Origin of the sequence: Burkholderia sp. PAMC 28687, from assembly GCF_001577465.1 — a bacterium.
In the GTDB taxonomy this organism is placed as follows: Bacteria; Pseudomonadota; Gammaproteobacteria; order Burkholderiales; family Burkholderiaceae; genus Caballeronia.
On record NZ_CP014505.1, the window covers coordinates 1527041 to 1551518 of the forward strand.

23 protein-coding genes are annotated in these 24478 nt (G+C 59.2%); 19 read left to right on the forward strand and 4 right to left on the reverse strand.

Annotation, left to right across the window (positions count from 1 at the left end):
- Nucleotides 1–79: 79 nt before the first annotated feature.
- The 3 genes from AX768_RS07045 (at nt 80) to AX768_RS07055 (ending at nt 2963) form a co-directional block, all read left to right on the forward strand.
- On the forward strand, nt 80–1660 hold the full coding sequence (locus AX768_RS07045; RefSeq protein WP_061999358.1) for a hypothetical protein: 1581 nt from the start codon (nt 80–82) through the stop codon (nt 1658–1660).
- A 217-nt stretch (nt 1661–1877) separates the two neighbouring features.
- Entirely contained in the window at nt 1878–2420 is a 543-nt protein-coding gene (locus AX768_RS34410) for an endonuclease domain-containing protein (RefSeq protein ID WP_442857244.1), read from the forward strand.
- Between the two features lie 297 nt (nt 2421–2717).
- Nucleotides 2718–2963: a pyocin activator PrtN family protein gene (locus AX768_RS07055; protein WP_335340465.1), complete on the forward strand. Its 246-nt coding sequence runs from the start codon at nt 2718–2720 to the stop codon at nt 2961–2963.
- Here AX768_RS07055 and AX768_RS07060 read toward each other — a convergent pair.
- Complete coding sequence (locus AX768_RS07060) at nt 2942–4051, reverse strand: site-specific integrase (RefSeq protein ID WP_061999361.1); 1110 nt, start codon at nt 4049–4051, stop codon at nt 2942–2944. The genes AX768_RS07055 and AX768_RS07060 overlap by 22 nt on opposite strands.
- Before the next feature lie 220 nt (nt 4052–4271).
- On the opposite strand from AX768_RS07060, the gene mltG reads away from it, so the two are divergent.
- The 10 genes from mltG (at nt 4272) to AX768_RS07110 (ending at nt 14006) form a co-directional block, all read left to right on the forward strand.
- A complete protein-coding gene (gene mltG, locus AX768_RS07065) occupies nt 4272–5288 on the forward strand; it encodes an endolytic transglycosylase MltG (RefSeq protein ID WP_061999362.1) in 1017 nt (338 codons plus the stop codon).
- Complete coding sequence (gene tmk / locus AX768_RS07070) at nt 5288–5908, forward strand: dTMP kinase (protein WP_062000841.1); 621 nt, start codon at nt 5288–5290, stop codon at nt 5906–5908. The genes mltG and tmk overlap by 1 nt, the downstream gene beginning before the upstream one ends.
- A gap of 83 nt (nt 5909–5991) precedes the next feature.
- Nucleotides 5992–7011 (forward strand): DNA polymerase III subunit delta', encoded by a 1020-nt coding sequence (locus tag AX768_RS07075; protein WP_061999363.1) that lies wholly within the window; start codon nt 5992–5994, stop codon nt 7009–7011.
- Nucleotides 7012–7059: 48 nt separating this feature from the next.
- Nucleotides 7060–7572, forward strand: a complete 513-nt coding sequence (locus tag AX768_RS07080; RefSeq protein WP_061999364.1) for a GNAT family N-acetyltransferase — start codon at nt 7060–7062, stop codon at nt 7570–7572.
- Nucleotides 7573–7606: 34 nt separating this feature from the next.
- Entirely contained in the window at nt 7607–8398 is a 792-nt protein-coding gene (locus AX768_RS07085; protein WP_061999365.1) for a TatD family hydrolase, read from the forward strand.
- 61 nt (nt 8399–8459) lie between these two features.
- Complete coding sequence (locus tag AX768_RS07090; RefSeq protein ID WP_061999366.1) at nt 8460–9227, forward strand: ankyrin repeat domain-containing protein; 768 nt, start codon at nt 8460–8462, stop codon at nt 9225–9227.
- Between the two features lie 158 nt (nt 9228–9385).
- Nucleotides 9386–9742 carry a Rap1a/Tai family immunity protein gene (locus AX768_RS07095; protein ID WP_061999367.1) on the forward strand — a complete coding sequence of 119 codons (357 nt, stop codon included), beginning with the start codon at nt 9386–9388 and terminating at the stop codon, nt 9740–9742.
- Nucleotides 9743–9887: 145 nt separating this feature from the next.
- Nucleotides 9888–11147: a mechanosensitive ion channel family protein gene (locus AX768_RS07100; protein WP_061999368.1), complete on the forward strand. Its 1260-nt coding sequence runs from the start codon at nt 9888–9890 to the stop codon at nt 11145–11147.
- Between the two features lie 127 nt (nt 11148–11274).
- Nucleotides 11275–12681: an alpha,alpha-trehalose-phosphate synthase (UDP-forming) gene (gene otsA / locus AX768_RS07105; protein ID WP_061999369.1), complete on the forward strand. Its 1407-nt coding sequence runs from the start codon at nt 11275–11277 to the stop codon at nt 12679–12681.
- A 257-nt stretch (nt 12682–12938) separates the two neighbouring features.
- Nucleotides 12939–14006 carry a glycosyltransferase family 4 protein gene (locus AX768_RS07110; RefSeq protein WP_061999370.1) on the forward strand — a complete coding sequence of 356 codons (1068 nt, stop codon included), beginning with the start codon at nt 12939–12941 and terminating at the stop codon, nt 14004–14006.
- 101 nt (nt 14007–14107) lie between these two features.
- Here AX768_RS07110 and AX768_RS07115 read toward each other — a convergent pair whose 3' ends face one another.
- From AX768_RS07115 to AX768_RS07125, 3 genes are all read right to left on the reverse strand, one after another.
- Nucleotides 14108–14698, reverse strand: coding sequence for a BPSL1445 family SYLF domain-containing lipoprotein (locus AX768_RS07115; RefSeq protein WP_062000842.1), 591 nt, complete (start codon nt 14696–14698; stop codon nt 14108–14110).
- Between the two features lie 377 nt (nt 14699–15075).
- Nucleotides 15076–15561: a hypothetical protein gene (locus AX768_RS07120; protein ID WP_069638350.1), complete on the reverse strand. Its 486-nt coding sequence runs from the start codon at nt 15559–15561 to the stop codon at nt 15076–15078.
- A gap of 319 nt (nt 15562–15880) precedes the next feature.
- Nucleotides 15881–16189 (reverse strand): PsiF family protein, encoded by a 309-nt coding sequence (locus tag AX768_RS07125; protein WP_061999371.1) that lies wholly within the window; start codon nt 16187–16189, stop codon nt 15881–15883.
- A gap of 384 nt (nt 16190–16573) precedes the next feature.
- Between AX768_RS07125 and AX768_RS07130 the strand changes: the two genes are divergently transcribed.
- The 6 genes from AX768_RS07130 to AX768_RS07155 all read left to right on the forward strand — a co-directional run bounded on the left by AX768_RS07130 (nt 16574) and on the right by AX768_RS07155 (nt 24423).
- Complete coding sequence (locus AX768_RS07130; protein WP_062000843.1) at nt 16574–16855, forward strand: hypothetical protein; 282 nt, start codon at nt 16574–16576, stop codon at nt 16853–16855.
- 210 nt (nt 16856–17065) lie between these two features.
- Complete coding sequence (locus tag AX768_RS07135; RefSeq protein WP_061999372.1) at nt 17066–18061, forward strand: sugar ABC transporter substrate-binding protein; 996 nt, start codon at nt 17066–17068, stop codon at nt 18059–18061.
- Between the two features lie 261 nt (nt 18062–18322).
- Entirely contained in the window at nt 18323–19921 is a 1599-nt protein-coding gene (locus AX768_RS07140) for a sugar ABC transporter ATP-binding protein (protein ID WP_231941338.1), read from the forward strand.
- 347 nt (nt 19922–20268) lie between these two features.
- Complete coding sequence (locus AX768_RS07145) at nt 20269–21279, forward strand: LacI family DNA-binding transcriptional regulator (protein WP_061999374.1); 1011 nt, start codon at nt 20269–20271, stop codon at nt 21277–21279.
- Between the two features lie 431 nt (nt 21280–21710).
- Nucleotides 21711–23429 carry a methyl-accepting chemotaxis protein gene (locus tag AX768_RS07150; protein WP_155524191.1) on the forward strand — a complete coding sequence of 573 codons (1719 nt, stop codon included), beginning with the start codon at nt 21711–21713 and terminating at the stop codon, nt 23427–23429.
- A 232-nt stretch (nt 23430–23661) separates the two neighbouring features.
- Nucleotides 23662–24423 carry a 2-keto-4-pentenoate hydratase gene (locus tag AX768_RS07155; RefSeq protein WP_061999376.1) on the forward strand — a complete coding sequence of 254 codons (762 nt, stop codon included), beginning with the start codon at nt 23662–23664 and terminating at the stop codon, nt 24421–24423.
- Nucleotides 24424–24478 lie beyond the last annotated feature (55 nt).

The following is a 24478-nucleotide window of genomic DNA, read 5'->3' on the forward strand; positions in this document are numbered from 1 at the left end:
CTGGTATCGGAAGATGCAGGATAGATAATATAGAAGCGTGCTGCCGTAGGCGGCATGCGCAATAATCACGGGGATTTAAATGGTTGAAGTAAATCGCAGGGTTGTAATCGGTAGTGATGGTGAAGGATTGGCGGGTTACGCTGAGTTGGTCGGCGAGATAATGGCACGCGACGATACTGGTTTGTATTTATGCGGGGGACATGTGCATGTGTTACGGCGTACCAGTGCGGGCAGCGTTGAGTTTGATATAGCACGCGGTGGAAAGATTGCAGCGATATTGCAGGATGCTCGTAGAACTGGGCGGTATGTTGCCGCTGAGGATAAGAATGGTAAGCCTAAGATGCTACCTGATCCGGTTATTCGGCTCGCTATGGAAACTTTCCGGGATATCGCACGGGAGGAAAAGCGCATCGTGTATGCCCGCACGAAGTTTCCGATTATGGTCCGGAGTGCAGCAGGTAAATGGTCCGCGTTTAAGCATAAGGATGCGGGTGTGCACGTTGGAGTGTTCGTGTCGCCTGATGCGCGTTACGTTGATGTGCCTGACGTGGCGAGTGAGGAACAGTTTAAGAAGTTGGTCGGCACGGTTATGCGGCCCTTTCGAGAGTTTGAGTTTGCGGATAAACGGCATAAGGCGTTGGTGTTAGCTGCTGTGCTGATGGCGTGCACACGAACGACTATGCGCAGTGCGCCTGCAGTGATGATTGAGGCGCCTATTCCCCGTTCCGGTAAGACGCTATTCGCGGAGACTTTGGGAATGTTGACGCCTAATCGGGATGATGATGGCAGCATAGCGACTAGTATTCCCGATAAAGAGGAGGAGCTTGAAAAGAAACTGGCTGCGTTCGCCGGCGATGGTAGCGATGCTGTGCTGTTCGATAATCTCCGTAGTGGGCTTTATAGCGCGGCGTTGGAGTCGCTAGTGACTGCCGGGACCGTTACGGTTAGGCCAATGGGGCAGAATGATGCGATGGTGACGCGTGAGTTCAGGGCGCTGCTAATGTTCACTGGTAACAATGCCTCAGTCTCCGATGATATGCGTCGGCGGTCATTGAATATTCGTATCGATGCTAAAACGGGTAGGCCGCAGGATATCCGCCACGATTTTGATCCGCGAGAGAAAGCTACGGAAATGCGCGGTGAGATTGCGGCGGCGGCTATTGGCCTATTGGAGTTCGGGCAGACTGGAGACGTGCAGCGCGAGCAGTGGATGCGTGATGTATCGCCCGACTTTGCGGATTTGATTGCGCCCGTTATTCGACTGGCTTGTGATGCGATGCCGGGTAGTTTCGAGTGGCCGGACAAGGTTGTAGACGAGGCGCTTTCGGATAAGGGCGGCGGGGCAGTCGTGGAGGCTATCTTGCGCGGGTTCGTAGATTCTCCTCATTTGATCGCGCAGGCCGAAAAGACTATGCGGGTTGCGGATATGCTTGTTATGCCCCCGTTTAGTACGGTGAGGGATATGTTGGAGGGGAGGCAACCTCCGCAGCGATATAACGCCAACACATTGGGCCGGTTTCTGCAGAAACTCCGAGATAACCCGTCCGACCTAGGGACTTTGCGCAGGGTCAAGAAATCGCAGGCACGGGATACCGTAGGATGGCGCGTGGAATTCTCCGATGCGTTCAGAGCGATTATTGTTGAAAAGGACAGTAATTGAGAGTTGCTAAGGACGGTTAAGGAATTTATGGGCAATATCTCGGAATTCTGGAATCTAGTTCCCCTTGCGCCTTTACTGGAAAGGCTTTCGGCATTCCGAGATGTGGTAGGAATTTACACGGAATCGGCACGGAACAGCACGCATTATCCTCAATCGCAGGCCCCATTTTTGGGCATTATTGCATTTTTAATAGGTAATTGATATGAAGCACTGGCGCATGAACGCCGTTGATAAATCGGACTTTGTAACGGAGCTTTGGGTGTTTTCTGAGAAGTCCTGCAAGCTGTGCCTGCGACGGCTACCCAGGTCCAGTATGGTGAGCGATCACGATCACGTAACGGGGCTGACACGTGCGGCGATTTGTCGGCGCTGTAATGGATTCTTGGGCCACATGGAGACGTCAGGTAAAACGGAGTCTCAGGTGAGTGCGCTTATGCGCGAGCGCGGATTGCGTGCAGGTGTTGGGGAAACGGTTCGCCGGATGCGGTCGTATCAAGTCTACTGGCGACTAGTGGCGGACGAGTTCGTTATTGTTCAAAACGCGTATGGTTTAGCGGGATCCAAGGGCGGCGAGGCGGGGTGGGAAAAAGCGTGGATTGTTGGTACTGCGCGGGCAATGCTGAGATATAAACGCTGGATTCGTAAAACCTACGGGCGTGCGTACACTGTCGCCTGCTGGATGGACACAAAGCCCCACACACATAAGACCGTAAAGGATATGCGCAGGCGTCTCATAGAGGGGTTGCCCGAATCGATATAGGCATTCACAGATTGTGGAAGTTGAAAATCACCTTTGGGAGTAGATGATATCCGCAGCGCCTAAATCGGAATGGGTGCATACGGGATTCGGGGATATCGACAAAGCGGGCGCGGCATTGATCGGGAAGATTGTAGGCGTCACTGAGTATAACGGGAAGCGGTATCTGGACCCATACCGAACGCCTATTCAAAATTAACACGTGCAATTTAACTAGTAACTAATCCAGAGGGTAATGAACAATCAAAATAGTAATCGCTTCCTGGCGACAGAGAAGTAATGAACACAGTGTTTCTTCTCATGGCCCAATTTGGAGCCAAAGCAGTTATCCCAATTGAGGACGTAAGGCGGGAATACTTCTCGCACCTTGAGCCGGATAACATGACGCGTAAGCTTGTTAAGGGCGAGATACCGCTACCAGTCGTGAGAGCCGATAAGAGCCTCAAAGCAGCCAGGGGCATCTACGTGCAGGACCTAGCCGATTACATCGACGCACAGCGGGCAGCAGCAGTGAAGGAGCGTAATCAGCTTTGCGGCTTGACGTAGCCCAACGGAAGCTGTGGGAGCGGTGCGCAGATATCCATCCATTCCCAGTTTGCGTACTTATCCCCAAAGGCGTGTATGTGGGCGTATCTCTTTAGGTGCGTCCAAGACTTATGCCCCGACATCATAGCTACGGCTGGGATGCTCTTGCCCAGTTCAAATAACCGGCTCACTCCCTCGTGGCGCATATCGTGGAACCGCAAATCTTCGATGCCCAGCGCGTCGCATGCGTCCTCAAACTCCGTCGTTATCGCATTCAGCGAAACCGGGAACACTAACTCGCTGTCGGTCCTCGGCACTGCCCTAACTATGCGGACCGCCTCCGGTGTCAAATCTACCCATACGTGATTGCCGATTTTCTTCTTTGGGTCCTTCATATCAAATACGAGCAGCCGGGAACCCACTGGCTCAATGTCGGACCATCGCATACGCCCAATCTCGCCGCGTCTCCGCGATGAGAATACGGCAAACAATACGATAAGGTCATACGGAGTTAGGGCAGGGTTCCGCATTCTCTTGGCCCGCATCCAGCCAATGATCTTGCCTAGCTCGTCCAGCGTAGGGCGTCTGTCGCGTGTGTCGGATGTGCCGGTTATGCCCAGTTCGGCCAGGACGTCCAGAGCCTCTATAATCGTCGCTTTGGCGAGCGGATAGCCCCAGGCAGGGCGGGCAATCTTGTAGATCGTCTTGAGGTGCGAGAAATAGCCGGAGACGGTAACCGGTGCGAGATCGAGCGAGACGCCCCATTGAACTAGCGTATTGCTCGTAATGTCAGAACCCCGTCGCAGGCCTATGGTGCTGCGGCCAATGAGGAGCAGGGCGTTGCGTTTGCTCTTGCCTATCTCCCGCTGTGCTTCCTTGAGATAGCGGTCAATGATGTTGGATAGGGTCGGGTTCTCCGCTTTGGTTTCCTCCAGTGCACCCGGTTTAGCAAGGTCAGTCTCTCGCTTCTTGGTCCATGCTGTAGCAGCCTGCTTACGGTCAAACGTCTGGGTCTCCTGGTGGATTACCGTGCCGCCTCTGCGGATGCGTACCTGGGCCTTGTATGAGGTCGTCCCGTCCGCGTTCGTACGTGTTGTGATTGTTCCCATGCTGTGTATCCCCCGTGGCACCTATTTTGGCACACTGGCACACTGAGGACAACCGGGGAGGAGCGGTTACGCACGGCGAGAAACGGATGGGATGCCCAGTGTAAAAGCAATCCCAGTAAGGCAATACGGCTGGAATGCCCGGTGGATAAGGGCCTGAGGCTTGGCACCCTGTTTTCGTGAAATCAAGTATTATATGGGTCTTACCTAGAGCGTGTTTCGCATGTCCCTTTTGAAGAAATGTCTGGTCGCGGCGGTCGTCGCGGTCGTGGTTGCCGGTGCGCTCGTCGCGGGCATGTTCAAGTGGGCGAATAGCCCGGTCGACCTGGCCTCGCCCGAACTCGACATCACCATCAAGTCCCACAGTACGCTGAAAAGCGTGAGCACCCAGCTCGATCGCGGCGGCGCCCATATGCGCCCCGAGCTGTTCGTGCTGATGACGCGCGTGCTCGGCCTGTCGTCGCAGTTGAAATCCGGCAATTACGCGTTCAAGGAAGGCATCACGCCCTACGAGATGCTGCAAAAAATCGCGCGTGGCGACGTGAACGAATACGTGGCGACGATCATCGAAGGGTGGACGTTCCAGAAAATGCGCAACGAGCTGGACGGCAATCCGGCGCTCCAGCACGACACCGCGGGCATGACGGATACCGAGCTGCTGAAGGCCATCGGCGCGCCGGACGACGTGATTGCGAAGGCGACGGCGGAGGGTCTGTTTTTCCCCGACACCTACCTCTTCGATAAAGGCACGAGCGACATCGCCGTCTACAAACGTGCGTACAAACTAATGCAGATGCGCCTGACGGAAGCCTGGAGCACGCGTGCACAGAACCTGCCGTACAAGACGCCGTATGACGCGCTGATCATGGCGTCGATCGTGGAGAAGGAAACCGGGCGCGCCGCCGACCGGCCATTGGTCGCGGCCGTGTTTGCGAACCGGCTGCGCATCAACATGCCTTTGCAGACCGACCCGTCAGTGATCTACGGCCTGGGCCCGGCTTACGGCGGCCGGCTCAAGAAGAAAGATTTACAAACCGACACTCCGTACAATACCTACACGCGCATGGGCCTGCCGCCCGGTCCGATCGCCTTGCCCGGCGTCGCGGCGCTGGCAGCGACGGTCAACCCTGCGTCGAGCAGCGCGCTGTATTTCGTGTCGCGCGGCGACGGCAGCAGCTTCTTTTCAGACAATCTCGGCGACCACAATCGGGCCGTCGACAAGTACATCCGGGGACAATGATGGTGCGCGGCAAATTCATCACGTTTGAAGGCATCGACGGGGCGGGTAAGACAACGCACCTCGGGTGGTTCCGCGAACGTCTGGAAGCGAAGATCGCATCGGCCGGCCACTCGGTCGTGATGACGCGCGAACCCGGCGGCACGGCGCTCGGCGAAAGCCTGCGGGAATTGCTTCTCAACCAGCCGATGGACCTCGAAACCGAGGCGCTGCTGATGTTCGCTGCGCGCCGGGAGCATCTGGCGCTTGTGATCGAGCCGGCGCTGGCACGCGGCGACTGGGTGCTGTCGGATCGATTTTCCGATGCCACCTTTGCGTATCAGGGCGGCGGCCGGGGTCTGCCGCGCGACAAGCTCGAAGCACTGGAGCGTTGGGTGCAGGGCGGATTTCAACCGGATCTGACCGTACTGTTCGATGTCCCCACGAATGTGGCCAGCGAACGCCGGGGCGCGGTACGTGCGCCGGACAAGTTCGAGAGCGAGTCCGATTCGTTCTTTGCGCGTACGAGAGCCGAGTATCTGCGTCGGGCGGCGGAATCACCAAGCCGGTTCGTGGTGATCGATGCAACACGGTCGGTCGCAGATATTCAGAAAAAACTTGAGGAAGTCGTTTCAAGCATCTGATTTCAAAACGAATTTATTCAAGAAATGAAGTCAATTGCAATTTACAACAACGCAGCTTAAATTACTGATTTAAAAGACTTTTCATGATCTATCCGTGGCAAACCGACGACTGGGCTCAACTTGAGCAACTGCGCGCAAGCTGGCCGCATGCGTTGTTGCTGCATGGGCGCGCGGGCATCGGGAAATTGCAGTTCGCGCAACATCTCGCACAGAGCCTTTTGTGCGAAGCACCGACTGCGACGCGGGAACCGTGCGGTCATTGCGTCGCTTGCCTCTGGTTTAGCCAGGGCAATCACCCTGACTATCGGGCGGTGCTTCCGGAAGCGCTCGCCGGCGAACTGATCAGCGACGAAAAGCCGGATGCCGATGAAGGCAAGAAAACCAAGGTGCCGAGCAAGGAGATCAAGATCGATCAGGTGCTCGGCCTGTCGAATTTCTTCAGCCTCGGCTCGCACCGGGGCGGCGCGCGCGTCGTGATGATTTACCCCGCCGAATCCATCAACGTGTTTGCCGCGAACGCTTTGCTCAAGACGTTGGAAGAGCCTCCGGCGGGCGTTGTCTTTATCCTGGTGACGGCGCGTATCGACCGGTTGTTGCCGACGATCATCAGCCGATGCCGACAATGGCCGATGACCCTCCCGGCCGCCGAACCTTCCGTAGCCTGGCTCGCGCAGCAAGGCGTTCAGCAACCGGCGGCGCTGCTTGCGGAAGCAGGCGGTGCGCCACTGACAACGCTGGCGCTCGCCAACGACGAAAACCGCGCCCTCCGTGATTTCGCGCTGGCGCAGTTGGCGGCGGGTCCCGGCTGCGATGCGTTTGCATGCGGTGAGAACCTGCAGAAACTGCCCGTTCCGATGGTCCTCGGCTGGATGCAGCGCTGGCTCTACGATGTGCTGGCGCAGAAAACGGCGCGGCGGCCGCGGTATTTCCCGGCGGCATCGAAGGCGCTGGAACGCTGCGCCGCGCAGCTCGATGTGAACAGGTTTTCCCGCTACCAAAAGTCTGTGACGCGCCAGCGCGCGGTGGAGAATCATCCGCTCAACGCGCGGCTGGTTTTTGAAGAGCTGTTTCTGGGCTATCGCGACGTGTTCAACGCCGCCTGACTTGCCATTCACGTCCGTAAACATTCATTCGCAAAAGCAAAACGCACCATGACTCTCCATTTCCGCGACGCGGTTCTCGATGATCTTCCCGGCATCGTGGCCATCTACAACTCCACGGTGCCCTCGCGGCTCGTGACGGCAGATCTGGAGCCGGTGACAGTCGAAAGCCGTCTCGCCTGGTTCCATGCTCACGGGCCGAACGCCCGGCCGCTTTGGGTCGTGGAGGAAAACGGCGCGATCGTCGCGTGGCTGAGCTTCTCCGATTTCTACGGACGTCCGGCTTATTTGCGCACGGCCGAAGTCAGCATCTATCTGCACGAGAAAACGCGCGGACGCGGCCTGGGAACGCAGTTGCTGGACGCGGCATTGGCACGCGCGCCGGAACTGGGTATCGATACGTTGCTGGGTTTCGTGTTCGGCCATAACGATCCGAGCCTGCGCCTGTTCCGCCGCTTCCAGTTCGACGTCTGGGGCACGCTGCCGCGTGTCGCGGTGCTGGACGGCATAGAGCGCGATCTCGTGATTCTCGGCCGCCGGCTGATCCCGCAATCCGCCGGCTAATCAAAGCCTTGTCGGAAATCACCACGGAACCACCATGTTCGTCGATTCACATTGCCACATCAATTTCGAAGGTCTCGCCGACCGGCTGCCCGAAGTCCTCAGCAAGATGCACGAGCTGAAGGTGACGCACGCGCTGTGTGTATCGGTGGATCTGGAAACGCTGCCTTCGGTGCTCAAGATCGCGGAAGAAAACGAGCATATCTATGCATCGGTGGGCGTGCATCCGGATCACGAAGATGCGCAGGAGCCGAGCGTCCAGCAGCTCGTGGAACTGGCCCAGCATCCGAAAGTGGTCGCCATCGGCGAAACAGGACTGGATTACTACCGTCTGGAAGGGCGCAGCATCGCCGACATGGAATGGCAGCGTGAACGCTTTCGCACGCATATCCGGGCCGCCCACGAGACGGGCAAACCGCTGATCATCCACACACGGTCTTCTTGGGAGGACACGTTGCGGATCATGGCCGAGGAGCGTGCAAGCGTGCCAGGCGGCGTGATGCATTGTTTCAGCGAGCCGTGGCACGTCGCCCAAGCCGCGCTCGAGCAGGATTTTTACATTTCGCTGTCAGGCATCGTCACGTTCAAGAGCGCGAAGGACGTGCAGGACGTCGCGCAACGCGTGCCGCTCGAGCGTTTGCTGATCGAAACGGACTCGCCGTATCTCGCGCCGGTGCCTTATCGTGGAAAGTCGAATGAACCTGCGTACGTAAGTTATGTCGGACGTTTCATCGCGCAGGCGCGTGAAATGCCGGAAGACGCGCTGGCAGCGGCCACGACCCGCAATTTCTTCAAGCTCTTCAAGATTCCCGAGCCTGTCGAACACTAGGCTCGGCGGAAGCCTTCGACGCGAAAACTATTAGATTCAGCCAGTAATCCCCAAGGAACACATGCTCAAACTTTCGACGGATTCATTTTCGACATCTTTCAACCGCCAGACGGCCGCGCGCAGCAAGACGTGGCGCTCGCTGGTCACGGGCATCGTCCTGACGGCCGCAGCCATTGCTCAACCGGTTTTCGCGGCGCCTGAGGATTCCATGATCAAGGCGGTGAAATTCGACGATGTGTCGGCCGTCAAGAAGCTGTTGTCGCAAGGCATCGATCCGAATCTCGTCGATAACACCGGCGCGCCGCTGCTCGTGATCGCCGCACGCGAAAAGTCCGACAAGGTGGGCAAGCTGCTCGCCGAGAATCCGAAGACCGATCTCGAGAAGCTCGACCCCGCCGGCGAAAACGCAATGATGCTGGCCGCGCTCAACGACGACCTCGATTTGGTGAACATGCTGATCTCGAAGGACGCGGAAGTGAACAAGAAGGGCTGGACGCCGTTGCACTACGCCGCGACCAACGGCAATGACGATGTGGTCAAGGTACTGCTCGACCATTCGGCGTACATCGATTCGGGGTCACCCAACGGCACCACGCCACTGATGATGGCGGCGCGCGGCGGCCACCTGTCCACGGTGAAACTGCTGCTCGATGAAGGCGCCGACTTGCGCGTGAAGAACCAGATCGGCCTGACTGCGGTGGACTTCGCGAAGCAGTATCACGAGAAGGACGTGGCGGAAGGCCTGGCGGCGCGGCTGGCGTCCATGCAGGCGGCGGGCGCCGCGGGCGCATCCGGAACCCCGCAAACCGGTACAAACAGTGCAAAATGACGCACTCGCGAAGCGAGGCCGGAAAATCAAACCGGTTTCGCGCTCCGCAAAGCGTCATTATAAGAAATAGTCCAAACAAGCCGGGATCGAGCCAAAAGGCGCTGCAAGGCGCAGGGAGGGCCACACCCGGCGACCGCCAATCATAAAAAAGGATCATCATGCTGCGGGTTTTAGTCATGGCCGGGGTGCTTGCGTTTCCGCTCAGCGCGGCAGCGTTCACCGGCAACGATCTGAACATGCTTTGTACCAAGACGGACACCGCTTCGCGCAGCGCATGCGCGGCTTACATAGAAGGTGCCGCTGACGGCATCTACAACACGATCGAAGCAATCGGCGGCACTTCCGGTCCGCAGGTAGGCCAGTATTTTTGCCTTCCCGTCGATGTAAAACCGCAAGAGCTGACTGACGCGGTGCGCAAATTTATCGCCGAGAATCCCGCCCAAGGCACTTTCAACGCGACGACCATGGTTTCCCTGGGGCTGGGTAAAGCCTTTCCGTGCAAGGCGGAAAAGTAAGCGTTCCTTGGCTGTGCGCCCCTCTGATGCCCGCCGCCTGATCAGCCGGGCACAGCATTTGCTGCACTGCAATACGCCGGTCATGTAACCGGCCTTTTGCAAATCCCGTCGTATCCACCTTATCAAGGCTGATTCCACGACGAAGATGATCAATTTCGATACCTTCGAGCGCATCGCTTCGGCGCCGCTCAACACCTGGCCCGGCGCCATTGTCGTAGCAGCGCTCGCGGTCCTCTTTGCCATCGGCGTACATCGGATCGGCGCACGGATTCTCGTGCGCATCGCGCGGCCGTACCCGCTGATGAGCGTGGTCCTGCGTTTCATCGATAAACCCGCGCTCGCGCTCCTCTTCATCCTCGCGCTCGGCTTCGTGCTGGTCGAAGCGCCGGATTCGCTGCCCTTCGCCGCCGCGTTGCGCGACCTGCTGACCCTTTCGTTGATTGTCGCGCTGACGTGGCTCGCCGTGCGTTCGGTCGGCGCCGTGGCCGAAGCGCTGGTTCAGGCCCATCCGCTCGACTCCAAGGATAATCTGCAGGCCCGCCGGATACACACGCAGGCACGCGTGCTGGCGCGCTCCGTGATGGTGGTCATCGTAATCATTGGGTTTGGTGGCGCGTTGATGACGTTTCCGGCCGTGCGGCAGATCGGCGCGAGCTTGCTGGCGTCGGCGGGCGTGGCGGGGCTGGTCGCCGGTATTGCCGCGCGGCCCGTGCTCGGCAACCTGATTGCCGGCTTGCAGATCGCGTTGTCGCAGCCCATCCGGCTCGACGACGTCGTCGTGATCCAGGGCGAATGGGGCCGCGTCGAGGAAATCACGGGCACCTACGTATCCATCAGGATCTGGGACCAGCGCCGCATGATCGTGCCGCTGCAATGGTTCATCGAGAACCCTTTTACCAACTGGACGCGCAATAGTTCGCAGATCATCGGGACGGTGTTTTTCTACGTCGATTACCGCATGCCGATGGCGCCATTGCGCGAAGAGCTCGAACGCATCCTCGAGCATGCGCCGGAATGGGATGGCCGCGTGCAGGTACTTCAGGTAACCGACGCCACCGAAAAGTCGATGCAGATTCGCGTGCTCGTCAGTTCCTTCGATTCCGGCCTGAACTTCGACCTTCGATGCCGCGTGCGCGAAGGTCTGCTGAACTTTGCCCAAGCCGAGTTCCCGCAGTTCCTGCCGCGCACGCGGGCGGATTTGGCGCCGGAGGGCGAGCATGTCGATTTCGTCGCGCCGCTCGACCGGACGCAGGCAAGCAGCGCGATCCGGCCGCCAGTACGCGGAACGGCCAATACGGAAGCCGATCCGGTGGCTAGCCGCGGAGAGCGGCATGGCCCGGATCCGACGGCGCATTCGGCGGCATCGACAGCGCCCGAGCCTGCCAGCGCGGGCGAGCGGCGCTGAACGCCGCATCCGACTTCAAGTTCCGGACAAAGTTTGAACTGAGGCCGCCGTCCGGGGCCAAACTCACTACTATTTCGGGATGGACCCGAAAACCCGGACGTCACGAACCACGAAAGGAATTCCAGGAATGAGCCGTCTAGTCGTTGTATCGAACCGAGTTGCTTCACCAACAGAAACCAAAGGCTCCGCCGGCGGCCTCGCCGTGGGTGTATTCGGCGCGCTGAAGGACAGTGGCGGCGTGTGGTTCGGCTGGAGCGGCGACGTGGTGAGCGACACGGTCGCGAACCAGGGCCCGAAGCTCGAACAGGATGGCGCAGTCACATTCGCGACTGTCGGCTTGCCGAAAAAGGATTACGACCAGTATTACCGCGGTTTTTCGAACGCGACGCTCTGGCCGGTCTTCCATTATCGAAACGATCTGGCTGTCTACGACCGCGACGAATACGCCGGATACAGAAGGGTGAACTCGTGGCTGGCGCACCGTGCGATCAAGCTGCTGCAGCCCGACGATGTCATCTGGGTCCACGACTACCATCTGATCCCGTTCGGCGAAGCGCTGCGCTCTGAAGGCGTCACCAACCGGATGGGTTTTTTCCTGCATATCCCGTTTCCGTCGCCGCAGATCCTGCTCAACATTCCGCCGCACGAGGAACTGGTCAAGTCACTATGCTGCTACGACGTGGTGGGTTTCCAGACCCCCGGCGATCAGGCTGCGTTTCATGACTACATCGTGCGTCACGCGCATGGCACGGCAAGCGCCGACGGTCAGGTGGAAGCCTTTGGCCGAAAGCTGAAAACGGGCGTGTACCGGATCGGCATTTTCCCCGATGAGATCGCCGAGCAAGCCACGCGTGGCGAAGCACGTCAGGATGTGATGGATCTGAAGCAGAGTCTTGAAGGACGCAAGCTCATCATGAGCGTGGACCGGCTGGATTATTCAAAAGGGCTGGTCGAGCGCTTCAAGGCTTTCGAGCATTTCCTCGAGAAATCGCCGGAATGGCGCGGCAATGTCACGCTCGTGCAGATTGCGCCGCCAACACGCTCCGACGTCGATACGTACCAGCAAATCCGCCATAACCTCGAGTATGAGGCCGGGCGCATCAATGGCCGCTACTCCGGTCTCGACTACACGCCGATCCGCTACATGAACCAGCGGTATGACCGGTGGAAGCTGATGTCGCTGTTCCGCGAATCGCAGATCGGACTGGTCACGCCGTTGCGCGACGGCATGAACCTCGTCGCGAAGGAATACGTTGCGGCGCAAAATCCGGACGATCCCGGTGTGCTCGTCTTGTCCCAGTTCGCCGGCGCCGCCGACGAAATGACGGGCGCTATCATGGTCAATCCCCACGATATCGTCGGCATGAGCGAAGCGATCGGGCGCGCGTTATCCATGCCGCTTGCCGAGCGTCGCGAGCGCTATGAGACGAACATGAAAATGCTGCGCAAGTACGATCTCGGCGTGTGGCGCGACTCGTTTCTCGCCGACCTTCGCGGTGTCCCAAAGGGCAAACCGTCGTCGAAGACGAAATAAGCGGTAATCAAAAAAACGTTCTCACCACTCAAGAAACGGTCCAAAAACGCCGATGTAACGTTGCAAAACGTGTGTTTCGTGACTGTAACAGCGTCATGAAAGTGAAAGTTTTGCAAACGCCGGCGCATTCACGGCCAATAATGCGGGTGTCGTCATTACGAGAGGAATGCTCGCGCGTGACGACCGGCGACCGTGCTTATCCGGCATTGCACCGGCTAAAGATCACGGCGACGTAAGACCGAGTGGAGACGAGAACAATGAGAATTGCACAAATAGCACCCCTGACCGAGTCGGTGCCGCCCAAGCTGTATGGGGGAACCGAGCGGGTCGTGTCGTACATCACCGAGGCGCTGGTCGAGCTTGGGCACGATGTCACGCTGTTCGCTTCGGGCGACTCCGAGACCAAGGCCAAGCTCGAAGCCGTCTGGCCACGCGCGTTGCGGCTCGACCCGGCTATCCGGGACCGGATTGCGCCACATATGCTGCTGATGGAAATGGTTCGCCGCCGCGCCGACGACTTCGACGTCCTGCATTTCCACATGGATTACTACTCGTTCTCGCTCTTCAAGCGGCAGGACACGCCGTTCGTCACCACGCTGCATGGCCGGCTCGACTTGCCGGAGCAGCAGCCGATTTTCAACACCTTCAACACCGCGCCGGTCATCTCGATCTCGGATTCGCAGCGCCATCCATTGCCGCAGGCGAAGTGGTTGTCAACCGTGTATCACGGGCTGCCCGAAAAGCGATACATGCCGCAGCCGGTCGAACAGACCTATCTGGCCTTCCTCGGGCGCATATCGCCGGAAAAACGCGTGGATACCGCCATTCGTATAGCCGGACGTTGCGGCATGAAGATAAAGATCGCGGCGAAGGTGGACTCGGCCGATCGCGAGTATTTCGAGCGCGAAATTGCGCCTTTGATGAAGCTGCCGTATGTGGAGTTCATCGGTGAAATCGATGACCATCAGAAAGCCGATTTTCTCTCCGGCGCCCACGCGCTGCTGTTCCCGATCGACTGGCCCGAGCCGTTTGGCCTCGTGATGATCGAAGCCATGGCGTGCGGCACGCCGGTGATCGCGTTCAACCGCGGCGCAGTGCCGGAAGTGGTGGACGAGGGCGTGTCGGGGTTTATTGTCGAGGACGAGATTGGCGCGGTTGCCGCCGTGAACCGGCTGCACACCATCTCCCGCGCAGGCGTGCGTAAATGCTTCGAGGAGCGCTTCACGTCGCACCGCATGGCGCAACAGTACGTGGATGCTTATCAGGCCGTTGTGAGGGCGCAGAAGCGTTCACGGCTCAAGCTGATCGACAGCGCCACGAGCTAAAGGACCACGCAAGACAAAACCGCCGCGCAGTACGACCTTTAGGGTCGGGCTGCGCGGCGGTTTTTTTGCGGCATCAAGTCAACAAGACAGGCTTGGAAACCTCAGATGGACAGACGCGAGACCTTCGTGCCTTCCAGTGACAGATTGGCCATCAGGCCGGCGTTCGTCAGCACGAACACTTCGACCGGCGCGGTTGCTGTCGTCGAATCGATGTTGCCGTTTGCGCCCATCTTGACCAGTGCGACGGATGCATCGCCGCCCACCGACCAGCCGTCGGTATTGCGGAATTTGTCGAGTGCGTCCTGCGTCATGAACAGGAAGATGATCGACTTGGATTGCGCACCAGCCTGCAAGCCGATGGAACCCGAGGTCGTGCTGTAATAGCCGACCGAGCTGCCGCCCACTCGCAGCGCGCCCTTGCCGTACTGCGCGCCCACGATGAAGCCCGCCTGGATTACCGACGGGAACACCAGCACGCCGCGCGCCTTGCCCACGAGTTCGCGTGAGCCTTTGGCCGTAACGTACAGGCGCTGCATGGTCGCATCGATATCCGAGTCAATGGAACGGCGTGCGTCCGCGTCGCCTGCCGTCTTTTGTGCGCCCTGGTTCGACGTCGTCGTGCAACCGGCCAGCGCGAAGCCGCCCATTGCAAGTGCGGCGGTCGATTTGATCATGAAGTTTCGTCTTTGCATCGTTTTCTCCATCGTGGTTTTTTGGGAAACCCCATCTAACGAGTGTTCCAGCAGGGCGATTTATAACACAGCAGGTCGTTTAACAACACCTTCGCTGATCGCGCAAAGCCTTGCCCCGCTTGGGCTTGAGCACGATAGTACGATCCGGTGAGGTAATTTTGACCTGGAGCGGCCCGCCGCTTGGCCGAGCGAGAACCCGCTTGTTTGTGTGAAACATTTTGTGCTCCCGTCCAGCAGATCTGCACTGCGCAAAATACGGGCCACCTCAACCAGGAACGGGGAATTACGGTCAAACTTACCCGTAAAAATAAGTTTGAAAGATGGGATGATTTGGTCAAAAAGAAGCGAATTTGTTGTCACAACGCAAATGCGCAGTCTCATGGTTTGGCGACGTGCGTGGTTTTGTGAGCGGGTTCGTGCGTGGATTGAACGTCGTTTTGCTTCATCGGATGACGCAGTGATCGACGAATCACACCGATGATCGCGCCGAGTACGAAAAGCGTGATGGCCGGGACCACCCAGTATCCAATGAAGGCAGTCCAGAGATAGCCGAACAGCACGCCTTTGCGTGTCGCGTATTGGGCGATGGCCTGCTGGTCCAAAGCGGTTTTCGCAGCCAGCATGTCTTGAGGACATCCGGCGCTTCGCGCTTCATCGATCGGACCGTGGCAGCGTTGAGCTGCGGGCTGCGCGCGTTGGGTATCGGTGAACGACCAGGTTGAAAGCGTGTGTGACAGGTCCGCGGAGTCATAAGCGAGTTGCTCGCGGATTTCATTTGCTGCCACGATCATCACCGGGACCGCCCAGAAGACGATCAGCACCAGCCACCGCCTGAACCAGCGGTTTTTATATCGCCACACCATCCTCGGGCCTCCGTCCGTTGCAGTGCTGCAAACCGGCAAGACTGGCGGACCCACAGCGCTTGAATGTCGTATTTGTGTCTCAGGGCAGGGCCGCCTCCGCGTCATCTTATGAGATAAACCGCGTGGCGCGTAGCATGACCGTAGGTGCGCTGCAATAAGAGCGGGTGCGGGTTTTCCCGGCTTTGCGACCCTTTGCCACGCCTCGCGATGCTTTGTGACGTTCTGCCGCGGGGGGTTTTAGTCGGTCGATCGATAAAAAAGCCGCGGGCCCGAAGGCGCGCGGCTTGCGCGGTAACGACCCGCGTCACCTCGCTGCGGCTTATCCCTTGTTGCTCAGGCAGTCTTTCATGAACGCCTTTCGCTCATCGCCTTTCTTGCCGGTAGCAGTCTTGTTGCATGCCGTCATTTTTTGCTGCTGGGTCATGGGTGCAGCTGCAGCAACTGGCGCCGATGAAAGGCAGTCCTTCATATAAGCCTTGCGGTCGTCGCCTTTCTTGCCGGCGGCTTGCGTGTTGCAAGTACTCATTTTCGACTGCTGGCTGTTCTGCGCGAACGCTGGCGTTGCAGCGAAGCTCCCGCTTAACGCTACGCCCAGTGCCAACGCTGTCATGGTTGCCCGGATCTTCATGGCGATGCTCCCTCTTTGGATGGATGACGTGCTGCAAGGTGACGCCGGTCGAAATCCAGGACTGGCGTTCGCCGAACGACATATATGCTTCGGCGCCTCATTATGGCAAAAAGCCCTACAAATGCCGTACGGTTTCGTACCGATACAGCATGAAAACCTGCGCTCGCGCGTCGGCGCATGGAAGCGGAAGAACGGTCATCGCTGTACCACGATCAAGGTTGTAAGCTTGTGCTTCACGATGACGGCAATCGACTGTTGCAGGCTTACAATTTCGCCGGTGCTTGCCTCTGGCTGTCCGCACGCCATGCCGCGTTGCAGCGTCGCCACATTGCGGTTTTCGAAATGTTGCAGACCCGCTTGTTCCAACCGTTGAAGGAGTCGCGCATGACCAGCCCCTTGTCAGATCACTACAAAGGTTTTGAAATCAGCGTCCAGGCGTTGCGGCGCGCGAAGGAACGCGACGAGCCCGACGACGGCCCGCGCCATTTCGATATCGTCGTGACCATTTCGCGCAGCTCGGCGGGCGAGAGCGGCAGATCGGAGATGTTCGGCGTGCCGGACCAGGAACCGTTCGAAAGTCCTATCGAAGCAACACGGGCCGGGATCGACTATGCGCGCAAGATCATCGACAAGCAGGTGGAAGGCCAGTCCGTCGATGAACTGTGATGGCTGCGTCATGTGGATCTGGGTCAATGAGCGGGTGTGCTGAAATCAGGGGCAACAGCAATTGCGGCATGCCGGTGAAACATCCACGCTTGGGGCGCGCGGCTGTCGGCCAAACAGCCGGTTGAGCCGTTCTACAGGTTCTACGTGTCATAGGTTCAACGCCGTCCTACCCGACATCCGACAACTCGAACAATCCAGGAGATTCGTTGCATGAACTCACATGACAAAACCGCAAAACCAGCGCTGCGCCGCCGCTTTCTTTCCATCGCGCTGTCGCTTGGCGCATGCGCTGCGCTGCCTATGTCGATGTATTCGACCGGTGCCGCCGCTCAGACCGCGCACAAGCCCAAGGTCGCGCTCGTGATGAAGTCGCTTGCAAACGAGTTTTTCCTGACCATGGAAACCGGCGCCAAGGATTACCAGAAACATAATCCGAGCCAGTTCGACCTGATCACGAACGGCATCAAGGACGAAACCGATACCGCCAACCAGATCCGCATTGTCGAGCAGATGATCGTGTCGAAGGTCGATGCGCTCGTGATCGCGCCGGCGGATTCGAAAGCGCTGGTACCGGTGATCAAGAAAGCGGTCGATGCCGGGATCATCGTGGTGAACATCGACAACAAGCTCGATTCCGACGTGCTCAAGTCCAAGGACCTGAACGTGCCGTTCGTGGGTCCGGACAATGCCAAGGGCGCGCGTCAGGTTGGCGAGTATCTGGCGAAGCAGAAGCTCAAGTCCGGCGATGAAGTCGGCATCATCGAAGGTGTCTCGACGACGACAAATGCGCAGCAGCGCACGGCGGGTTTCAAGCAAGCCATGCAAGCTGCGGGTGTGAAGGTCGTGGCGCTGCAGTCAGGCGACTGGGAAATCGACAAGGGCAACGCGGTGGCATCGCAAATCCTGAACGCGAACCCGAATGTGAAGGCGCTGCTGTGCGGCAACGACAACATGGCGATTGGCGCCGTGTCTGCAGTTCGCGCAGCGGGCAAGGCAGGCAAGGTGCAGGTCGTGGGTTATGACAACATCAACGCCATCAAGCCGATGCTCGCCGATGGCCGCGTGCTCGCCACGGCCGATCAATACGCTGCAAAACAGGCAGTTTTTGGCATCGATACCGCGCTAAAAGCAATTGCCGAGCACAAGAAACAGTCGGAATTGTCCGGGGTGGTGGAAACGCCGGTGGATCTCGTTACCAAAAAGTAGTAAGTATCTGCATGGAAAATGGGATTCGTCTGTCGAAATCTGTCTAAAATCTCAAGAACCGGGCATCGCTGCCGATAATTGAAGCAACGGCCGGGTCGTCGATGCACCATGGAGATGACTGGCCAGGCGATGTTCAGCGTGGTTTTTACTGACGCGAAGGACCGGAGACGGCTTGTCAGAAGGGCTTGCCTGCAAACGATTGCGGCGTGCCTTGCGTGACAGCGTCCGGTCCGCAGCAGCGGGAAGGCGATGGACAACATTATGGAAACCGCTCCGGTTTTAACGGTGAGCGGCGTTGGCAAGACCTATGCGGAGCCGGTGCTGGCGGGCGTCACGCTGGACTTGCGCGCGGGCGAAGTGCTGGCGCTGACCGGCGAGAACGGCGCGGGCAAGAGTACGTTGTCCAAGATCGTCGGCGGACTGGTCGATCCGACTGCTGGTTCCATGACGCTTGGCGGCGAGCCTTACGCGCCCGCGAGTCGCAAGGATGCCGAAGCGCTGGGCGTGCGTATGGTGATGCAGGAGCTGAACCTTCTGCCGACTTTATCGGTGGCGGAAAACCTGTTCCTCAACCGTCTGCCCCAGCGCAAAGGCCTGAAATTCGGCTGGATCGACCGGGCGGCGCTGCGCGAGGATGCGCACCACGCAATGCGCCAGGTCGGACTGGACGCGATCGATCCCGATACGCTCGTGGGCGAACTGGGCATCGGGCATCAGCAGATGGTCGAGATCGCGCGGAATCTGATTGGCGATTGCCGCGTGCTGATTCTCGACGAACCTACGGCCATGCTGACCGCGCGTGAAGTGGATCTGCTCTTTGAGCAGGTCGAGCGGCTGAAGGAGCGGGGCGTGGCGCTGGTGTACATCTCGCACCGGCTGGAAGAGTTACGCAGGATTGCGGGGCGCGCGGCGGTATTGCGCGACGGCAAGCTGGTCCATATCGACGCCATGGCGAACCTGACGAGCGACCGGCTTGTCACGCTGATGGTGGGACGTGACATTGGCGAACGGATTGATCTGGGCGAACGGCGAATTGCCGATGTTGCGCTGAAAGTCGAAGGCATGCGCCGCGCCGACGTGGTTCGCGACGTGTCCTTCGAAGTCAAGGCCGGGGAGATTTTCGGCATCAGCGGGCTGATCGGCGCGGGCCGCACCGAGCTGATGCGGCTGATCTACGGCGCGGACAAGGCCGATGGCGGCGTTGTATCAGTGGCGCATCAAGGCGGAGCGCTCACGCCGGTGAAGATTGCATCGCCGGCTGATGCGGTGAAGAACGGCATCGCGCTCATCACGGAGGATCGGAAAGGCGAAGGTTTGCTGTTGCCGCAGCCGATCGCCGCGAATATTTCGCTGGGGAACATCGGGGCGGTATCGAACAAGGGTTTTGTCGATGGCCGGCGCGAAGCCGCGCTTGCCCAGACGCAGATCGACGCCATGCATATTCGTGCGGCGGGTCCGTCGCAGCCGGTCTCCGAGTTGTCGGGCGGCAATCAGCAGAAGGTCGTGATCGGCCGCTGGCTCGCGCGTGATTCCACGGTGCTGCTCTTCGATGAACCCACGCGCGGCATCGACGTCGGCGCCAAGTTCGACATCTATGCGCTGATGGGCGCGCTCGCGCTCGAAGGGCGTGCGCTTGTGGTGGTATCGAGTGATCTGCGCGAGTTGATGCTGATTTGCGATCGTATCGGCGTGATGTCGGCGGGGCGTATGACCGGGATCTTCGCTCGCGATGACTGGACGCAGGACATGCTGCTCGCAGCGGCGTTCGCGGGCTACGCGAAACGCGATGAGATCTTGCAAGATCCCATCGTGCCGGACGCAAAGGCGCCGCCGGCGGAGACGGGGGAAGTGCAACGATGAACCGGGTCCCGCGCTGCCTGGCACAGCGGGTGCTTTGTTGAGACGCTTCGGGCGGAATGGAAACCGTTCAGTGGTCAGAAGAACGACGCGTTACGTTACACGCTGCTTATTCGCGAGAAGCAGCGAGGTAACAAAGAGGACACACGCAGCTCGGACTGCGGACGTAGCGAGCTTGAAGCCGGCACGGGGATGCACGCCGGCTGACGGCCTTGAGGCTGATGAACTTGAGTCGGGGCCGCGAACCAGCGTGGAACGGGTGCTGCCGGGCGGACTGCCGAAAGGCAAGCGTTGCGAGTGCCAACTATAAGAGCAAAAGCAAGACCAAAAGTCAGAGAGAAGGACCAAGTATGGCGACGATCAAAGATGTAGCAGCCATTGCGGGCGTTTCGTTCACAACCGTGTCTCATGTGGTGAACAACTCGCGGCCTGTATCGGCTGAAGTGCGGGTCAAAGTAGAACGAGCAATCCGGGAACTGGACTATGTGCCGTCGGCGGTGGCGCGTTCGCTCAAGGCGCGCAATACGCTCACCATCGGCTTGCTGGTGCCGAATGCGACCAATCCGTATTTCGCGGAACTCGCGCGTGGCGTGGAAGATGGGTGCGCGAAGAACGGCTATTGCATGTTCTTCTGCAATTCCGACGACGACCCCGCCAAGCAGCGAAGCTACCTTCGTGTGCTGCAGGAAAAGCGCATCGACGGGCTCGTGATTGCATCGGCGGGAGAAGATGCGGTGCTCGCGCAAAGTCTTGCCGGCGCACGCGAACCGCTCGTGATCCTGGACCGGAATATTGAAGGGGTATCGGCCGATCTGGTGCAGATCGATCACGAAAAAGGCGGGTATCTCGCCACGCGCCACTTGCTGCAACTCGGACATTCGCATGTTGCCTGCATCACCGGACCGATTGGCACCGCGGTGAGCGCAATGCGCGTCCACGGCTTCATCCGGGCGATGGCCGAGCGCGGTATCGAGATCGAGCCGAATGCAATCCAGCAGGGCGCGTTCTCGGCGACAGGCGGTTATGAAGCGGCGTCGCAACTCTTCGATACGTTAAAGCCAACCGGCATTTTCGCGTGCAACGACATGATGGGCGTGGGCGCGTTGCGGGCGGCGGCGGAGCGGGGAATCAACGTGCCGAAGGACTGCTCGATCATCGGTTTCGACGATATCGAATTGAGCCGGTACACGTATCCGGCTTTGTCGACGGTTGGGCAATCGGTGCGGGAACTGGGCGAGCTGGCGGCTCAGACGCTGATTGACCGGATCGCGGGGAAGGTGCCGGCGAGCACACGCCGGCGCGTGGTCACGCCGCATATGATCCTGCGGGAATCGACCGGGGTCGTGCCGCAACAGGCTTGATGGGTCGGTTGGCGCTGCTTCGCGCTTAGGTCGAACGCCGCCCGTTTGAAATCCGCGTTGGGCACAACGAGTGTCTCAACGCGGCTCTCTGTTTCTCTCCAAAACGCTGGCTGCCAGCCACGCTTCTCCCAGTTCGCCCCGACCCTGCTAAATTGCGCTTCATTACACATCTCATTCATGCATGACCGCCGACGAGCGCAGCGTCCGTTTTAACGACTTACTAAACATGAACTTTTCAGGGTTTATCCGCGTCCTGGCGCAGAAAATTGCTAAGGGTTAATCCTCTGACGAAACATCATTTCAATTTTTCCCTAAAGTGCGTGGCTTACAGGCCGTAAATCTGACCAAGCAGGCGCATTCGGCCTCGTCGTGAAGAACGATGGGCTGGATACTGCCGCCGATCATTTCACACACGCGGTTCAAGGAAAATCATGAACATGAGTTTCACGATCAAGGCCCGGCTCGGCCTCACGATGGCTTTTCTCGGCCTCTTGCTGGTGGCGATCGGCGGCCTGGGCCTTTACGGCATGACGCAGTCGAACCACGCGTATCGCGACACGTTCGAAAATCAGATGCCAAGCGCGAATGCCGTGAGCAACGCAGAACTCTATACCGCCCGCGAACGCCTGGTGTTCGATCGCGCGGCTTTCCTCGCCGGTACGCCGGAAGCAGCACCGACCATTGAACGCGGTGCGATGATGCGCTCTAAAGCTGATGGTTTCTGGAAAAAATATACCGAACTTCCCGTGTTCAACGATCACGAAAAGCAGCTTGCGGAGGCATCGAATACAAAACGCCTCGCGCTTCAGAAGCTGATCGATGGCGGGTATGACGCGGTGAGAGCCAACGACCAGGCGCGCATCGTGGAATCAGCCAAGGCGATGCAGGCAACCTACAACGAACTCTCGGGCGCCAATGACGCGCTGCGCAAGTTCCAGTTCGATGCCGCCCGCCAGGGTTACGACGCGGCCCAGGGCGCTGCGTCGACTTTTGAAACGCTGAGCCTGACTGCGATCGTGATCGGACTCGCCGCAGCCGCGTTCTCGTGGTTTGCACTGCGCCGCGCCATCGGCCGGCCGCTCGACGAGGCGATCGAACACTTCGACGCGATTGCCGCCGGCGACCTGCGCCGCCAGGTCAACGTTGCATCGCGCGATGAAATGGGACTGCTGATGCAAGGCCTTGCGCGCATGCAGACGAGCCTCGTTGCAACGGTTCGCAGCGTGCGCTCGGGCAGCGAATCCATTGCGTCGGCGACCAAGCAGATCGCGGCGGGCAACATCGATTTGTCGTCGCGTACCGAGGAACAGGCGTCGGCGTTGCAGGAAACTGCGTCGAGCATGGACGAACTGACCGGCACGGTGAAACAGAACGCCGATAACGCTCGCCAGGCCAGCTCCCTTGCGGCCAACGCATCGGAAATTGCAAACAAGGGCAGCCGCGTGGTCGCACAAGTCGTCGGCACGATGGGCGACATCAACCAGAGCTCCGCCAAGATCGCAGACATCATCACGATCATCGAAGGAATCGCCTTCCAGACGAATATTCTCGCGCTCAACGCGGCGGTCGAAGCGGCGCGCGCAGGCGAAGAAGGACGCGGTTTTGCGGTCGTGGCAGGCGAGGTGCGCAGCCTCGCGCAACGGTCATCGGCGGCGGCGAAGGAGATCAAGGGTCTTATCGATACCTCTGTCGAACGCGTCCAGTCGGGCACCTCACTGGTCGATGAAGCCGGCCGCACCATGGCCGAGATCATCGGCGCCGTGCAGCGCGTAACCGACATCATGGGCGAGATTGCAGCAGCGTCGGAGGAGCAGAGCAGCGGGATCGAGCAGGTTGCGCGCGCCGTCACGCAAATGGACGAAGTGACGCAGCAGAATGCGGCGCTCGTGGAAGAAGCGGCCGCGGCCGCACAGTCACTGGAGGACCAGGCCGGGAAACTGCGCGAAGCCGTGGCTGTCTTCCATCTCAACGACGACGGATCAGTGGTCGTAGGCGCGGCTCGGACGGCTCCTCGTACTGTGTCGTCACCGGGCGCGGCGAAGTTCCGGCCTGCCGTTGCACTCAAGGCCAAAGGCGTTGCTCCGGCCAAGCCTGTAGCGGCTGCCGCGCGACCACTGGCGACGGCGGGCGGCGACTGGGAAACGTTCTGATGTCGAGTTGAATGCAGGGCTTTCAACGCGCCGCGAGTTTTCGCGGCGCGTTTTCGTTTGGCCTCAGGAAAACGTTCGCGCGTATCTCCGGGCGATGTATTAAACGATCGTGTGGAATGGTTATCACAGCGGGTTTCACAGCAGTATTCGAAGGGCGCGCATCCGATTCGCGGCCGTTGCCAACTTCCCCGTACACTGTGCGCTGCATCCGATAACTATTTCAGGACATGCCATGACCGAATCCACTCTCGCCGCGCAACTCGTGCAGGCCCGCCGGCAGCGAACGCTGATCGAGGACCTCGAGTCGGCAGATATTCCCGCCGATGCCAACGCGGCTTACGCCATCCAGCATGAAGTCCTGTCGCTCACAGGCGCCCGGATCGGCGCGTGGAAAGTCGGCGCACGCTCGCCCGGCGCGCAGGCGAACACGGCGCCTATCGATGCGGAGCTCGTCCACACATCACCGGCGCGTATTGCGCATGCGTCTTTCTTTCGCGTTTTGATCGAAATGGAAGTGGCATTTCGTTTTTCTCATGCACTTCCGGCGCGCGCGGAAGCTTACAGCCGCAGCGAAGTATTTGCGGCGCTGGGCGGCATGGCGGTGGCGCTCGAAGTCGTCGATAGCCGTTTCGCCCAATGGCCGAACCTTGCGCCGCTTGCGCAACTAGCCGATTCGCAGAACAACGGTGCACTGATCGTGGGCAAGATGGAGCCGTACGAAGTGATCTCACCGGGCTTCGACTTCTTGTCGCCACAACTCGAACTGACCGTCGACGGTGTCTCGATCGTTCCGCCGACCGCAGGCAACCCCGCTGGTGATCCACGTGAACTGCTGGTGTGGTTCGTCAATCATTGCAGCACGAACGGACATACTGTGCAGCCTTTCTGGACCGTCACGACGGGTTCGTACACGGGCGCACGCCGCATTGAAGGGCCAGGTGTAGTAAGTGGACGGATTGACCGGATCGGGGATATTGAATTGACGCTCGAATAGGCATGACGCATGCGGCCAAAGCGCGCATGAACGAAGCTCTAACAAGTTTGTAACG